18 protein-coding genes are annotated in these 13,603 nt (G+C 66.1%); 6 read left to right on the top strand and 12 right to left on the bottom strand.

Going from position 1 to position 13,603, the window contains the following annotated elements:
* Positions 1-5: 5 nt before the first annotated feature.
* The 5 genes from ccsB to ACVXZ4_RS02250 are packed head-to-tail and all read right to left on the bottom strand — an operon-like array spanning position 6 to position 4,629.
* A complete protein-coding gene (gene ccsB / locus ACVXZ4_RS02270; protein WP_461796631.1) occupies positions 6-977 on the bottom strand; it encodes a c-type cytochrome biogenesis protein CcsB in 972 nt (323 codons plus the stop codon).
* Positions 974-2,659, bottom strand: a complete 1,686-nt coding sequence (resB, locus tag ACVXZ4_RS02265; protein WP_461796630.1) for a cytochrome c biogenesis protein ResB — start codon at positions 2,657-2,659, stop codon at positions 974-976. The genes ccsB and resB overlap by 4 nt, the downstream gene beginning before the upstream one ends.
* The gene (locus ACVXZ4_RS02260; protein ID WP_461796629.1) at positions 2,643-3,404 is read right to left on the bottom strand and encodes a cytochrome c biogenesis CcdA family protein; all 762 of its coding nucleotides are present in this window, start codon (positions 3,402-3,404) and stop codon (positions 2,643-2,645) included. Before ACVXZ4_RS02260 ends, resB begins: the two co-directional genes overlap by 17 nt.
* Complete coding sequence (locus ACVXZ4_RS02255) at positions 3,404-3,976, bottom strand: TlpA disulfide reductase family protein (RefSeq protein WP_461796628.1); 573 nt, start codon at positions 3,974-3,976, stop codon at positions 3,404-3,406. Before ACVXZ4_RS02255 ends, ACVXZ4_RS02260 begins: the two co-directional genes overlap by 1 nt.
* A gap of 14 nt (positions 3,977-3,990) precedes the next feature.
* Positions 3,991-4,629, bottom strand: a complete 639-nt coding sequence (locus tag ACVXZ4_RS02250; protein ID WP_461796627.1) for a histidine phosphatase family protein — start codon at positions 4,627-4,629, stop codon at positions 3,991-3,993.
* Between the two features lie 155 nt (positions 4,630-4,784).
* Here ACVXZ4_RS02250 and ACVXZ4_RS02245 point away from each other — a divergent pair, with 155 nt between their 5' ends.
* Together ACVXZ4_RS02245 and ACVXZ4_RS02240 are read left to right on the top strand one after the other, a co-directional pair.
* Positions 4,785-4,967, top strand: coding sequence for a YegP family protein (locus ACVXZ4_RS02245; protein WP_354573777.1), 183 nt, complete (start codon positions 4,785-4,787; stop codon positions 4,965-4,967).
* A gap of 87 nt (positions 4,968-5,054) precedes the next feature.
* Entirely contained in the window at positions 5,055-5,615 is a 561-nt protein-coding gene (locus ACVXZ4_RS02240) for a hypothetical protein (protein WP_461796626.1), read from the top strand.
* On the opposite strand, the gene ACVXZ4_RS02235 is transcribed toward ACVXZ4_RS02240, so the two are convergent.
* From ACVXZ4_RS02235 to ACVXZ4_RS02225, 3 genes are read right to left on the bottom strand one after another with little or no spacing between them, the layout of a single operon-like run.
* Entirely contained in the window at positions 5,612-6,865 is a 1,254-nt protein-coding gene (locus ACVXZ4_RS02235) for a hypothetical protein (protein ID WP_461796625.1), read from the bottom strand. The genes ACVXZ4_RS02240 and ACVXZ4_RS02235 overlap by 4 nt on opposite strands.
* A gap of 7 nt (positions 6,866-6,872) precedes the next feature.
* Positions 6,873-7,172 (bottom strand): Dabb family protein, encoded by a 300-nt coding sequence (locus tag ACVXZ4_RS02230; protein ID WP_461796624.1) that lies wholly within the window; start codon positions 7,170-7,172, stop codon positions 6,873-6,875.
* A gap of 3 nt (positions 7,173-7,175) precedes the next feature.
* Positions 7,176-7,442: a glutaredoxin family protein gene (locus tag ACVXZ4_RS02225; protein WP_461796623.1), complete on the bottom strand. Its 267-nt coding sequence runs from the start codon at positions 7,440-7,442 to the stop codon at positions 7,176-7,178.
* 72 nt (positions 7,443-7,514) lie between these two features.
* Between ACVXZ4_RS02225 and ACVXZ4_RS02220 the strand changes: the two genes are divergently transcribed.
* Complete coding sequence (locus ACVXZ4_RS02220; RefSeq protein WP_461796622.1) at positions 7,515-8,309, top strand: HAD family hydrolase; 795 nt, start codon at positions 7,515-7,517, stop codon at positions 8,307-8,309.
* Between the two features lie 60 nt (positions 8,310-8,369).
* Here the strand turns inward: ACVXZ4_RS02220 and ACVXZ4_RS02215 are convergent, their stop codons facing one another.
* From ACVXZ4_RS02215 to ACVXZ4_RS02205, 3 genes are all read right to left on the bottom strand, one after another.
* Entirely contained in the window at positions 8,370-8,468 is a 99-nt protein-coding gene (locus ACVXZ4_RS02215) for a 30S ribosomal protein bS22 (protein ID WP_003792170.1), read from the bottom strand.
* A gap of 141 nt (positions 8,469-8,609) precedes the next feature.
* Complete coding sequence (locus ACVXZ4_RS02210) at positions 8,610-8,804, bottom strand: helix-turn-helix domain-containing protein (protein WP_461796621.1); 195 nt, start codon at positions 8,802-8,804, stop codon at positions 8,610-8,612.
* A 137-nt stretch (positions 8,805-8,941) separates the two neighbouring features.
* Entirely contained in the window at positions 8,942-9,463 is a 522-nt protein-coding gene (locus tag ACVXZ4_RS02205) for an ArsR/SmtB family transcription factor (protein ID WP_461796620.1), read from the bottom strand.
* A gap of 59 nt (positions 9,464-9,522) precedes the next feature.
* On the opposite strand from ACVXZ4_RS02205, the gene ACVXZ4_RS02200 reads away from it, so the two are divergent.
* Together ACVXZ4_RS02200 and ACVXZ4_RS02195 are read left to right on the top strand one after the other, a co-directional pair.
* Complete coding sequence (locus tag ACVXZ4_RS02200) at positions 9,523-10,947, top strand: TrkH family potassium uptake protein (protein ID WP_461796619.1); 1,425 nt, start codon at positions 9,523-9,525, stop codon at positions 10,945-10,947.
* Positions 10,940-11,611 carry a potassium channel family protein gene (locus tag ACVXZ4_RS02195; RefSeq protein WP_461796618.1) on the top strand — a complete coding sequence of 224 codons (672 nt, stop codon included), beginning with the start codon at positions 10,940-10,942 and terminating at the stop codon, positions 11,609-11,611. The genes ACVXZ4_RS02200 and ACVXZ4_RS02195 overlap by 8 nt, the downstream gene beginning before the upstream one ends.
* A gap of 145 nt (positions 11,612-11,756) precedes the next feature.
* Here ACVXZ4_RS02195 and proC read toward each other — a convergent pair whose 3' ends face one another.
* Positions 11,757-12,581 (bottom strand): pyrroline-5-carboxylate reductase, encoded by an 825-nt coding sequence (proC, locus tag ACVXZ4_RS02190; protein ID WP_461796617.1) that lies wholly within the window; start codon positions 12,579-12,581, stop codon positions 11,757-11,759.
* Positions 12,582-12,639: 58 nt separating this feature from the next.
* Between proC and ACVXZ4_RS02185 the strand changes: the two genes are divergently transcribed.
* Positions 12,640-13,602, top strand: a complete 963-nt coding sequence (locus ACVXZ4_RS02185) for a cation diffusion facilitator family transporter (protein WP_461796616.1) — start codon at positions 12,640-12,642, stop codon at positions 13,600-13,602.
* Position 13,603: the final 1 nt, after the last annotated feature.

The following is a 13,603-nucleotide window of genomic DNA, read 5'->3' as shown; positions in this document are numbered from 1 at the left end:
TGCGCCTACAGGCCGCTGTAGGCGTGCAGGCCCTTGAAGAACAGGTTCACGATGGTGAAGTTGAACATCACCGCGGCGAATCCGACGATAGCGAGATAGGCGGAGCGCGAGCCACGCCATCCCCGGGTCGCCCTCGCGTGGATGTAGCCGGCGAAGATGGTCCAGATGATGAACGTCCAGACCTCCTTCGTGTCCCAACCCCAGTAACGACCCCAGGCGTGCTCGGCCCAGATGGCGCCCGCCATGAGGGTGAAGGTCCAGAAGACGAAGCCGACCACGATCACGCGATAGGCGAGGGTCTCGAGCTTCTCGGCATCCGGCATCGTGTCGAGGAACTTCAGGCCGGAGATCTGCTTCGACTCGCGCCGGGCCTGGATCAGCTGCACGAGCGAGAGGCCGGCCCCGATGGCGAAGAACGCGGTGCCGAGAGTGGCGACGAACACGTGGATCACGAGCCAGTACGACTGCAGTGCCGGGGGCAACGGCACGACGTTGACGTAGAAACCGACGGTGCCGAAACCCAGCACGATCAGGGAGAAGCCGGTGATATAGGCACCGAGGAATCTCAGGTTCTGCCAGGCCTGCACCGCGATGAAGACTCCGACGATGATGGCGGATGCCGTGAGGCTGAACTCGAACATGTTGGCCCAGGGCACGCGATGCGCCGCGACGCCGCGCAGCACGGTGCCGACCACGTGAAGCACCCAGCCGAGGATCGTCAACGCGAACGCGACCCGCTCGAACTGGTTCGATCTGCGCTGCGGCGCGACCGGTGCGGCCGGCTGGCGCTCGATGACCGCCGTTCCCCCGACCCGCGACATCTGCCCCACGCGCGCGGGGGCGGCTACGGCAGCGACCGGCGTCTCGGCGGACCGCTTGGCGAGGTCGAGCGTGAAGGCGATGAAGGCGAAGAGGTACACGCCCATCGCGGAGTAGATCGCGGTGAGAGAGTACGACGCGAGGGCAGCGGAGGTCACGGATCCAGCCTAAGCCCGAGTTGCTGGGAGTGGCGCTGGGCGATCGCTGAGACTGCGGCGCCCAGGGTGGGGTCCTCACCGCGCGCGAGGCCGGCGTATTCGATGCGGAGTCGGCCCTCCGCGAGCTCCACGACCTTGATCCACACGCGACGACGCGGGATGAACAGGGAGGTGAGCAGCCCGGCGAGCACGCAGAGGGCGAAGAACAGCACCCAACCCTGGGTGGGGTCGCGATGCACGTCGAACGAGACGAAGCGCTGCACGCTCTTCGACAGGTCGGCCTTGTCGGAGGCGGGCGCCTTGTTCTCGAAGGTGATGGAACCGAGGCCGCCGGGGATCTTCGCGGTCTCGCCTGGCTTCAGCCGCAACGCCGACGTGCCGTCGGCGGTGCCCGGTCCGGCGAGCGGCGTCATCTTGTCGGTGTCGAGTACGTAGACCGACTTCGGGACACCCTTGTTGATGCCGAGGTCGCCCTTGAAGACGACGAGGGAGAGCACCGGGTTGCGGAGGTCCGGGTAGACCGAGCCGAGCACGCCGTCCGCACTCTCGGCCGCCGTCGGGTAGAAGAAGGCCCGCATACCCACCTGGGAGGAGAGTCCGTCGGGCACCTTGATGATGCCGAGTGAGGTGAGGTTGGCATCCTGGGCGAGGAACGGCACAGGCTCGGAGTAGACGACCTTGCCGGCCGGATTCTTCACGGTGACCCAGGGCGCGTAGCCGTTACCGAGCAGGTAGATGTCATTGCCGCCGAGCCGCAGCGGGTCGTTGACCTTGACCACCGCCTTTGTAGCCTTGCCGGCTGCATCGAAGGTCGTGACGTCGGCGGTGTAGTCGATCGGCTGGCCGAGCGCGTTGTCGTTCTTCTCCTCGTACTTCACGGCGAACTTGTCGAGTCGCAGCCGGTACGGCTGCAGGTCGCTGTCCGAGAAGAACCGCCCCTTGGTGAAGGAGTCGAAGGTGAGGCGCACGTTGGCGAAGGCCTGCCCGACGACGAGCACCTTCTGGCCGGTGTAGCCGACGCCACCGCCGATACCGACGGCCAGGAGGATGCCGATCAACGAGATATGGAAGACGAGGTTGCCGGTCTCCCGAAGGTAGCCTCGCTCGGCGGAGACAGAGAACTCCGGCCCGTCGGGTCCGCGCCCGTCGAACAGCTTGACGCGATACCCCGCCTTACGCAGCACCCCACGCCCGGACTCGACGGCGGAGGCCGCCGTGAGGGCCGGGCCGGCGGCATCCGCTTCGATCTCGAATGCGCTGAAGGCGCCGAGACGCTCGAGGCGCGCGGGGGTCTTCGGCGGCGGCGACGCGAGGGCCCGTGCATGGTGGATCGTGCGCGGGATGACGCACCCGATCAGGGAGATGAACAGCAGCAGATAGATGGCCGAGAACCATGCAGAGGTGTAGACGTCGAAGAGTTGGAGTTTGTCGAGCACCGGCGCTGCCGACGGGTTGTTGGTGAAGTACTGCGTGACGCCGTTGGGGTCGGAGCTGCGCTGCGGGAAGACCGATCCGGGCACGGCGGCGATCGCAAGGAGCAACAGCAGGAAGAGCGCGGTGCGCATGCTGGTGAGCTGCCGCCAGAAGAAGCGCACGTAGCCGAGGGGGCCGAGCTTCGGCTGGATGACGCCGTCGCGGGGGGCGGGCGCCGGGGAATCGATGTGATCAGAGGGGCGTGACATAGTTTCCGACAATCACTCCCTGCAACTGGTTGATGATGATCTGCCAGATACCGGAGACCATGAGGAGCCCGATCGCAATGAGCAGCGATCCTCCGATGATGTTGATCACGCGGATATGGCGCTTGAGCCAGGCCACCGATCCGGTGACCCAGTTGAGACCGAGTGCTACCAGCAGGAAGGGGATGCCGAGTCCGAGGCAGTAGACGATGCCGAGGAGCACCCCGCGGCCCGCAGTTCCGCTGCCGGCGCTGAGGGCGATCACTGCCGCGAAGGTCGGGCCGATGCAGGGGGCCCAGCCGAGCCCGAAGACGATGCCGAGCAGCGGTGCTCCGGCGAGACCGGTGGTGGTGCGCCAGCGCGGCTTGAAGTCCCGCTGAAGGAAGCTGAACTGACCGATGAAGACGAGTCCCATGAGGATGAGGACCACGCCGGCGATGCGCGTGATCACGCCGATCCAGGGCAGCAGAACTGCTCCGACCGCTGCCGCGACCAGAGTGAGCCCCACGAAGACCACACTGAACCCGAGGACGAAGAGAGCGACGCCGAGCAGGAGCCGGCTGCGTTGCCGGGCGCCGCGCACGTTCTTCTCCGCCGTCCCCGCGAATCCCCCGATGTAGGCGAGATAGCCCGGCACCAACGGAAGCACGCACGGGGACGCGAAGGCCACGATTCCCGCGAACAGGGCGATGGGAAGTGCCGCGGCGAGGTTGCCGCCGAAAATGAGTTGGTAGATCGGGTTCTGCACTACTTGCTCTCGGCGAGAGTGTCGGAGATGAGGGTATTGAGAATCGACTCGGATTCCAGCTGGCCGACGATGCGCGCGGCGATGCGGCCTTTGGCATCCAGCACGAAGGTCGTGGGGGTGGCGGTCGGGGCGACGGCCCCGGCGAAGGCGATCCTCGCGGCACCGCTGTCGACATCCATCACCGAGGGATAGGTGATCTTGTAGGTCTTCTCGAACGAGAGGGCTCCCGGCGACTGGTCGGCGACATTGACGCCGATGAAGTCAACGCCGTCCGACTGGTACTTCTCGTACAGCCCCTGCAGGAAGGGCGCCTCGGCGCGACAGGGCGCGCAGTTCGCGTACCAGAAGTTGACGACGGTCACCGGGGCGCGGTCAGCGGAGACGGTAAGGGTCTTGCCGTCGACCGTGGTCCCGGTGAAGTCGATCGGTATCGTGCGTTTCGCGGCAGGGATCTGCACAGGCAGACCGGAATCATCCGTGTAGTTGGCGCCGCCGTTGCCGTAGTCCTTGGCCAGGGAGTCGGTGGAGCACCCGCTGAGCGCGAGGGCTCCGACCACCAGTGCCGCAGCCATCAAGGAGCGCGCCTTCACACCGCACCCGTGTCGATCGATCCGGCGAGCAGCTCGGCTGCGGGGTCCTGGTAGCCCACCTCGACGAAGGAGTCGCCGTCTTTGCGGAGGGTCGTGATGCTCGACAGGTGACACCGTCGCTGACGGGGGTCGTGGAACGGCTTGGATCCGGCGACGAACCTCTGCACCATGACGATGGGCATCTGGTGGCTCACCATCACCACCTCACCGCCGTCCGAGGCATCCCAGGCGTCGCCGATCGCCGACATCATCCGGTCGATCACGCTCACGTAGGGCTCACCCCAGCTCGGCTTCCAGGGGTTGATCACCCAGCGCCAGACACGCGGTTTGGTGAGCACCGCCGGTCCGAACTCGAACTTCTCGCCTTCGAAGCGATTGGTCGGTTCGATCAGGCGGTCGTCGGTGACGATCTCGAGGCCGAATTTCGCACTCCAGGGAGCGGCGGATTCCTGCGCGCGCTGCAGGGGACTGGCATACAAGGCCGTGATGGGATGCCCGGCCAGTTCGCCTGCCGCGGCCGCCGCCATCCGCCGTCCGAGCTCCGAAAGATGGTAGCCCGGCAGGCGCCCATAGAGGATGCCCTCCGGGTTGTAGACCTCTCCATGCCGGACGAGGTGGATCAGGGATGCAGCCACGCGCCCAGTCTACGTTTTGCGCTGCTGCGGGAATCCCGTGAGGATGCCCTGCGACCGGCTCTGGACCGAAAGCGGCACGGTCCCTAGAGTGGTGCGTGAAACGGGCAGGGTCGCCCGTTCCGACGAGAAATCCCGACGAGAAAGCAGGCTGGACGATGGCTGGAAAGTTCGAGCTCTACACCGACAAAGGCGGCGAATACCGCTTCCGCCTCAAGGCAGGCAACGGCGAGGTCATCGCCCTCTCGTCGGAGGGGTACTCCTCAAAGGCCGGGGCCAAGAACGGCATCGAATCCATCAAGAAGAACGCCGCGGACGCGCCTGTCGTCGAAATCGAGTAGCGTGCGCACTCTGCGCTCAGCGGATGCCCGTGGCTCCGGCCCCGGGCATCAGTGCTGTGTCCGGCTCCCACTGGTACCGTGACCTCCATGGACAACGACTCCCCCGACCCCCGCCAGGCCGCCATCGAGGCAGGACGTGAACTGCAGACGATCCTCGAGACCCACATCGCGCTGCTCGTCGCCGGTTCGGACCAGGACGACGACGCGGTCGAGGTTGACCGCGAGCTCTGGGAGGCCGTCGGTGCCTACGGTGAAGCACTCGACGACCTCTACGACGATGAGGAGGACGACGACGAGGATGACGCGGAGGAGCTCACCTTCACCGTGCGCACCCGTTACGACTACACCGTCGTCGACGAGAAGGAGTTCCTCTCCGCGGGCACCGGCGTGGGAGCTGCGGTCTCGGCGCTGCTCGAACGGGCCGGCGGCAAGCCGGTGAGCGCGCTCGAGGTGGCGTCGCTCGAGACCGGCAGCGGCATCCTCACGGTGCATCTCAACAACGAGCTGCTGGTGTCCGCGGACTTCCAGGCCGCCGACGAGGAGACCGACCTGCTGCTGGTGGCACCCAACGAAGACCTGGTCTACGTGCTCGACGAGCCGGTCTACGACTCCCGCGCCGAAGCGGAAGCCGCCGCGAAGAACCGCTAGGCGTCTTCGACGACCCAGGCCTCGCGGATCACGTTGCGCTCTCGCACCGCCGCGCCCTCCGACCAGGCGAGTACGGCGGCTCCGACGAATCCGCAGAGAACGAGCACAGGCACCACCCAGCCCGGCCAGGATCCGGGCGCTGCGAACTCGGCGGCACCGATGATCGGCGCAATTCCCCATCCGATCCCGACAAGCGTGACACCGGCCCGAGTGCCCCACCACAGGCCGGTCACCTGTGCGACGAGAGCTGCGGACGAGGGTGTCTTGGGGGCGGAGGACCCAGCCAGCCGCCGAATGTCGGCCGCATCCCTGACGCTGGATGCCCAGCCGATCACTGCGACGACCGCGACCAGGAAGAGCGCGACGAGGGCGATCGTGCCCGAGAACCGCAACACGATGTCGATGAGCGTTTCGCCGGTGTCGTTGAAGTACCGCGTATCGCAGAGTCGACAGGGCTTCCGAGCGATCAGCACCGCGAGAAAGGTCACCCCCGACGCCGCCGCGAGAACTCCCGCGGCGAGCGCGCCGCGTCGCGCCATCCGTTTAAGCAGGCGAGTGTCGGACGCGAGCGCCTCGCGTTTCCGAGCGCTCTTCTCGGCACTCCGCTGGCGTCCGCTGCCGGCGCTGGCGACAGACCTCCGTTGCGGCCAGGCTGACGAGAGTCGCTCGCTCGTCGCTTTCCACTGTGAAGACCACAGGGTGCCCGCAAGCGCCAGGCAGCCGATGATGACGATGACGACTCCACAAGTGACGGCGATCGCGACAATCCCGACCGCCACCTCAGCGGGGTTCGATCGTGCCGTGTCGATCGTTGCAAGGGAGAAAATGACCAGGGCAATCGCAGCGAAGATCAGAGAATACGCGCCGTACGCCCAGAGCCCGGAATAAGGACTGGCCATGGTCGATTCCTCGCGCACTTGACGTGGTGGGATCTCAGCGGGACTCGTCTCGGCCTCCCGCGCAAGCTGGCGAGCAAAGGTCAGCCGGGCAACGCACAGTGTGAGCGCCACACCTCCGAGGGCCACATAGACGAGGCCTGCCGCGACTCCGAGGGCCGCCCGCCACATGGCGTCCCACGCGCCGTCGTACCAGACGCCCGGATAGGTGTCCTCGATGACTGTGCCGAAGAAGACCACGAGAAGAAAGCCCGCACCAGCGCCGACGGCGACCGAGGCGAAAATCAGGAACAGAACTCTGGCTGCAAGGGCGGAGCCGCGACGGCGTTGGTCTCGAATTACGGTGAGGCTCATCGGCGGACTACGCCAGGAAGTCGACGGTCGCCTGTTCGCTGACCAGTGAGCGGATGTGCGCTCCGACCTTCTGGTGCTCCGGGTGCACCTGGTAGGCCTCGAGCCCTTCTTCGTCGTCGAAATGCACCACCAGGCCAAGGTCCCAATGATTCGGACCGGTCACCACGCTCGGCCCGACGCTCAGCTCGCGAATCGACGGCACGACCCCCACGAGCGATTCGAGGCCGGCGACGATCGACTCGATCTTCTGTGTGCCCTCGGAGCTCGCGGCATCCGCTATCTTCCACGACACGACGTGTATGAGCATTCTCTAGACCTCCAGTAGGGCGGCACGCAATCGCACCGGGTCGACGCGCCAGATGTTGTGGACGCGCCCGTTGATGAGTACGACCGGGATCTCGTCCGCATAGCGGTCGAGCAGCGCAGCGTCATCGAAGATCGAAAGCTCCTCGACTGACATGGCGGGAGCGGATGCTTCGGACTCGAGCTCTCGCACGACCGAGCCGATCGTCTCCCTCGCGGCGTCGCACAGGTGGCAGCCCGGTTTGCCGATGAGGGTGATCGCTGCCGTGGACACGATTCAACAGTATCGGCGTTGCGCGCGGCAGGTCGGCGAATCGGCCAGACGTGCCGCGTAGCATGGTGCGACATGCCAGCCTCACAACCCGGACCGGCCTCCGCACGACCGATCGTCGCATTCTTCGACGTGGACAACACGCTGCTCCACGGCGCGAGCGCGTTCCACGTGAGTCGTGCCGCCTGGAAGCGCGGGCACGTCGGGGTGCGCGACCTTCTCACCTTCGGCTGGCACCAGCTGAGGTTCGTGACGGTAGGAGAGAACGTCAAGCACTTCGCGAGCGCCCAGGAACGAGCGCTCGGACTGGCCAAAGGGTTGCCCGCGGACGAACTCACGAATCTCGCCGACGACGTCTACGAGCGGGAGATCGAGTCGCGGCTCTGGCCGGAGACCGTGGAGCTTGCCCGCGAACACCTGCGCAAGGGCCATGAGGTCTGGCTCATCACCGCGGCCCCCGTGGACATCGCGGCAGTCATCGCCCGGCGACTCGGACTCACCGGTGCCCTCGGCACGATGCTGCGCGCAGAGGGCGGCAAGCTCACCGGGGAGTTCGACGGCCCCGTTCTGCACGGTGCCCGTAAGGCGGTCGCCGCGAAGGAACTCGCGGACTCGCTCGGGGCGGACCTGGCGGATTGCTGGGCCTATTCGGATTCCCGCAACGACATCCCCCTGCTCGAACTGGTGGGCAACCGCATCGTGGTGAATCCGGATGCCACGCTCGCGGCCCACGCGGGCGCGAACGGCTGGCCGATCATGCGACTCGATCCGGCCAGCATCCGGGCGACGGTGAAGCGGGTACGCCGGGAGGCTCGAGCGGTGCGGCCGGGCGCCGATCCGTCGACCAACGCAAAACGCCAGGCCGGTTAGGCCTGGCGTGTCGCGGTCTGCTCGCGCGGGACGCGGCAGACGTTACTTCTTGTTGCGGTGCTACTTCTTGTTGCGACGCTGGTGACGAGTCTTTCGAAGCAGCTTGCGGTGCTTCTTCTTCGCCATGCGCTTGCGACGCTTCTTGATTACGGAACCCATAGAGACCTCAACTGTTGTTCGGAAGACGACCGGGTCCGATCAGAACCGCGGAAAAATTGCCTCGGGCTATCTTAGCCGCCCGGGTGTGTCCCTGCTAACCGGCCGGGGATCCGATGCCCGGCTCAGGCTTTACAGCGCGGGCTAACCGACGTCGGAGATGTGAGTGTCGATGGCCGCGACGACGGCGGATTCCGGCACGCGGAATGAGCGGCCGAAACGGATGGCGGGCAGTTCCCCGGCGTGCACGAGACGGTAGACCGTCATCTTCGACACCCGCATCATGTCGGCGACTTCCGCCACCGTAAGAAAACGCACCTCGGAGAGATCGCGTGCCATGTCGGGTGCCCCTTAGGTTCCAGCGATATTGGGAACAGACGCACCCGATCGCTTGTGTTACAGGAGTGCTAATCGGTAACTGTAGGGGCTAATGTGACTCGCTGGCAACAGCCCCATTCGGCCGACCACGTGTCGCCCTAGCGCCCGAGCTTCTTTTTGATCGGCTCGATCACGCGGCGCTCGAGGTCATGCTGCGCATCTTGCAGTCGGATCGATGCCTCGGCGGCCCGGCGGCCGATCGCGGTGCCGGCCTCGGTGGGATGCTGCAGCGTCTCGGCCGCGCGGCGGAACGGCTCCGGGACCTGCACTCCGGACCACGCCGCGAACACCGTCGAATCGTCGTCCACTCCGCCGTCGAAATCTGCGCTGAGGAAGGGGATGAGCCAGTCTTCGAGGTCTTCGAGGGGACTGGTGTCGAGGCTGTAATACCTGTGCTGTCCCTCCTCGCGCACGGTCACCAGGTCGTGGTCCCGCAGCACCTTGAGATGCTTCGAGACCGTCGGCTGGCTCAGCCCGAGCTTCTCCACGATCTCACCGACGCTGATCTCCCCGGCGTTGGACTTTCCGCGGGAGGTGTCGGATGCCGTGTACCTGTCGAGCAGCACCTGCAACAGGTCCCGTCGGGTCGCATCGGCAACCACGTCAAAGATGTCAGCCATCCCGACAGGCTACCGGGCGTGGCGCAGGGGTACCATGACAACCTGTTGCGAGGGGATCGATGGCCACCAGACCAGTTGTGAGCGCCGGGCACCTCGGCCAGGCCCGGTATTCATTCACAGCTCTGGCCTCGGCATCCCCGGCTCGCTTTGCCGTCGGGGTGTTCATCGCCCTGATCGTCGTCTTCACCGCACTGCTCTCGTTGCCGGTCGCCACGGCAGCGCCATCCGGAACCAGCTTCGCCGACGCACTCTTCACCGCGGTCTCGGTGGTGTGCGTCACCGGACTGACGACGGTGGACATGGCGACGAACTGGAGCGCATTCGGCAATGGCGTGATCCTCGTCGGCGTGGAAATCGGAGGGGTCGGTGCGCTGACCCTCGCGTCGATCCTTGGGCTCGTCATCTCGCGCAAGCTCGGCCTGAGGGCGAAATTGATGGTCGCGAGCGACAGCAACCCGCTGCGGATCCAGCGCGGTCCGATCGCGGAGGGCCAGGCCGTGAGGCTCGGGGAGATCGGCGGGCTGCTCGCCACTGTCGCCATCAGCACCCTCGTCATCGAGGCGGTGATCGCCGTGGCGCTCCTGCCCCGAATCCTTCTCGGCGGAGTCGACCTTCCCGACGCGATCTGGCAGTCCATCTACTTCGCGGCGATGGCCTTCACCAATACCGGTTTCGTGCCCATTACCACCGGTCTCGCCCCGTATGCCCACGATCTGTGGTTCCTCGGGGTGCTCATGCTCGGCGTACTGCTCGGCAGCATCGGCTTTCCTGTGATCTACGTGCTCTCCCGCACGCTTCGAAAACCGCGCCGCTGGTCCCTCCATGCCAAACTCACCCTCGTCACGAGCGGAATCCTGCTCCTGATCGGTGCCGTCGCCTATTTCGGTCTCGAGTTCGCCAATCCCCACACACTCGGCGGCCTGGACGGCGGGCAGCGAGTGCTGCAGTCGTTCTTCCTGTCGGTCATGACCCGTTCGGGCGGCTTCGCGACCATCGACATCAGCCAGCTCAACGGATCGAGCCTGCTCGTCACCGACATGCTCATGTTCATCGGCGGAGGCTCGGCCTCCACCGCCGGCGGTATCAAAGTGACGACCCTCGCGGTTCTGTTTCTCGCTGCGTTCGCCGAAGCCCGCGGCAACAGCGAGGTCGAAGCATTCGAACGCCGCATCCCCACCGATGTGGTGCGCATCGCTGTGAGCGTGGTGCTGTGGGGCGCAACCACGGTCGCCGTTTCGACGATCGTCGTCCTTCAGCTCACCGGCGAGCGCCTCGACTTCGTGCTCTTCGATGTGATCTCGGCGTTCGCGACGTGTGGCCTCTCCGCCGGCCTCACCGAGAACCTCCCCGACTCCGCGAAGTACGTGCTCGCGGCCACGATGTTCCTCGGACGCGTTGGTACAGTGACACTCGCCGCGGCCCTCGCCGCGAGCACCCGGCGACAGCTGTTCCACCGAGCGGAAGAGAGGCCCATCGTTGGTTGATCCCATTCCGGCCAATGCCGCCGTGCTCGTGATCGGTCTCGGGCGGTTCGGCACGGCTGCGGCCGGCGAACTGATACGACTCGACCGCGATGTTCTCGTGATCGACACCGATCCCCAGCTCGTGCAGACCTGGTCGGAGGTCGTCACGCACGCCGTCCAGGCGGATGCTCGCAACATCGACGCGCTGCGGCAGATCGGCGCGCAGGATTTCTCCATCGCCGTCGTCGCTGTGGGGTCATCCATCGAAGCCAGCGTGCTGATCACCGCGAACCTGGTGGACCTCGGTGTGCCCCAGATCTGGGCGAAGGCCATCAGCAAGTCCCACGGCACGATCCTGGAGCGCATCGGCGCGAATCACGTGATCTTCCCCGAGCTCGAGGCTGGGGAACGGGCCGCCCACCTGGTTTCCGGAAGGATGCTCGACTTCATCGAGTTCGATGACGACTTCGTGATGGTGAAGATGCATCCGCCGAAGCCGATTCGCGGAGTGGCGTTGTCCGAGTCGGCGGTGCGGCGGAAGTTCCGGATCACCGTCGTCGGGGTGAAGACCCCTGGCGAGGAATTCACCTATGCCACGGCAGACACTGTGGTCTCCGACCATGACCTGATCATCGTGAGCGGCAACTCCGCCGACATCGAGAGATTCGCGAACCTGGAGAAGTAGAGCCGGTCGAGTAGCGAGCGCCAGCGAGCGTGTCGAGACCACGGCCCCCGGGTCTCGACACGGCCGCGGGCGGCCTACTCGACCAGCACACCCTTGCCGGTCGAGTAGCGAGCGCCAGCGAGCATGTCGAGACCAGCAGAGCAGGTCAGCCGGCGGCCAACTCACGCGCGCGGGCAAGCGCGGCGCCCGTCGCGCGGCCGAACACCGCCGAGAGGTCGGCCTTCTCCAGTTCCCAGATCGCGCGCTCGGTGGTGCCCTTCGGGCTCGTGACCCGGCGACGCAGCTCCGAGGGATCCTCCCCGGATGCCTCGAGCAGTTCCGCGGCGCCGAGGAAGGTGCCGTTCACCATCGTCGCGGCCTCCTGCCAGGTGAACCCGAGCGCGACGGCGGTCTTGGTGAGCTGCTCGATCAGGTAGAAGACGTACGCGGGTCCCGATCCCGAGATCGTGCTGAGGGCGTCGATCTTCGATTCGGGGATCTCGAGCACCTGCCCCACGGTGTCGAACAGGGTGAGCGCAAGCGCGACATCCTCCGGCGTCGCGCGCGAACCGGGGCTGACGCCGGTCACCCCGCGCCCGACGAGGGCCGGCGTGTTGGGCATCGCCCGCAGCACCACCTGCGAGACAAGGGCCTCCATAGTCGCCGTCGTCACTCCCGCGGCGACACTCACGACGACGGCATCCTCGGCGAGCGCCGGGGCGATCTCCCGCAGAAGGTCGGGCACCATCGCCGGCTTCACCCCGAGGAGCACGATCCGGGCGCCGTCCACGGCGACCAGGTTTGCCCTGGGATCGGTTTCGAGGGCAAGGGAGGTGACGGCATCCGACCGAATGGCAGCGGCCTTGGCCTCGGTGCGATTGGTGACGCGGATGCCGCCCTCGACGGTGATCGACGGGGCGAGCAATCCGCTGAGGATCGCTCCGCCCATCGAACCGGCTCCGAGAATGGCGATGGTCGGAAGGGTGCTCATCACCTCATCCTAGGATTGACCGCATGAGCACCCACCGCAGGACTGCAGAGGCCACGCCATGAGCACCGAGGGCAGCAGGAAGGCGATCCTGGCGGCGATGTCCGCGAACCTCGGCATCGCCGTGGCGAAGTTCATCGCCTGGGGGCTTTCGGGCTCGAGCTCGATGCTCGGCGAGGCCGTCCACTCGCTCGCCGATACGGGCAATCAGCTCCTGCTCTTACGCGGTGGCTCCAAGTCTAAGAAGGCCGCGGATGCTGACCATCCTTTCGGCTTCGGACGCGAACGCTACGTCTACGCGTTCGTGGTCTCGATCATCCTGTTCAGCGTGGGTGGGGTTTTCTCGCTGTACGAGGGGGTCAACAAGATCCAGCATCCGCATCCGCTCGAGAACGCGTGGATCCCGATAGTCGTGCTGCTGGTGGCGATGGTGCTCGAGGGCTTCTCGCTGCGCACCGCGGTGCGCGAGTCCAACCACGTTCGCGGCAAGGACGGCTGGATCGCGTTCATCCGTCACGCGAAGGCACCGGAGCTGCCGGTCGTGCTGCTCGAGGATGTCGCGGCCCTCACCGGCCTGCTGCTCGCCTTCGTCGGAGTCGTGCTCACGATCATCACGGGTGACGGAATCTGGGATGCCATCGGCACCATCGGCATCGGCGTGCTCCTCGTGCTCGTGGCCATCGTGCTCGGAATGGAGACGAAGAGCCTCCTGGTGGGCGAGGGCGCTTCCGCCGACGACACTGTGCGCATCCGTGACGCGATCAACGCCGACTCGGACGTCGAGTCCCTCATCCACATGAAGACCCTCTACCTCGGTCCGGAAGAGCTGCTGGTGGCCGCAAAGGTGGCCTTCCCCACGAAGATGAAACTCGCGGAGGTCGCTGCGGCGATCAACTCCCTCGAAGCGAGGGTGCGCGCCGAAGTGCCGATCGCCAGGGTCATCTACATCGAGCCCGATGTCTATGTCGCACCCGGCGAGGGCAACCCCTCGACCGAGGCCATCATCATTCGAGCGGCCGACTGAC

The sequence above is a fragment of the Lacisediminihabitans sp. FW035 genome, assembly GCF_054880895.1.
This window is presented reverse-complemented; position numbering and strand designations above follow the sequence as displayed.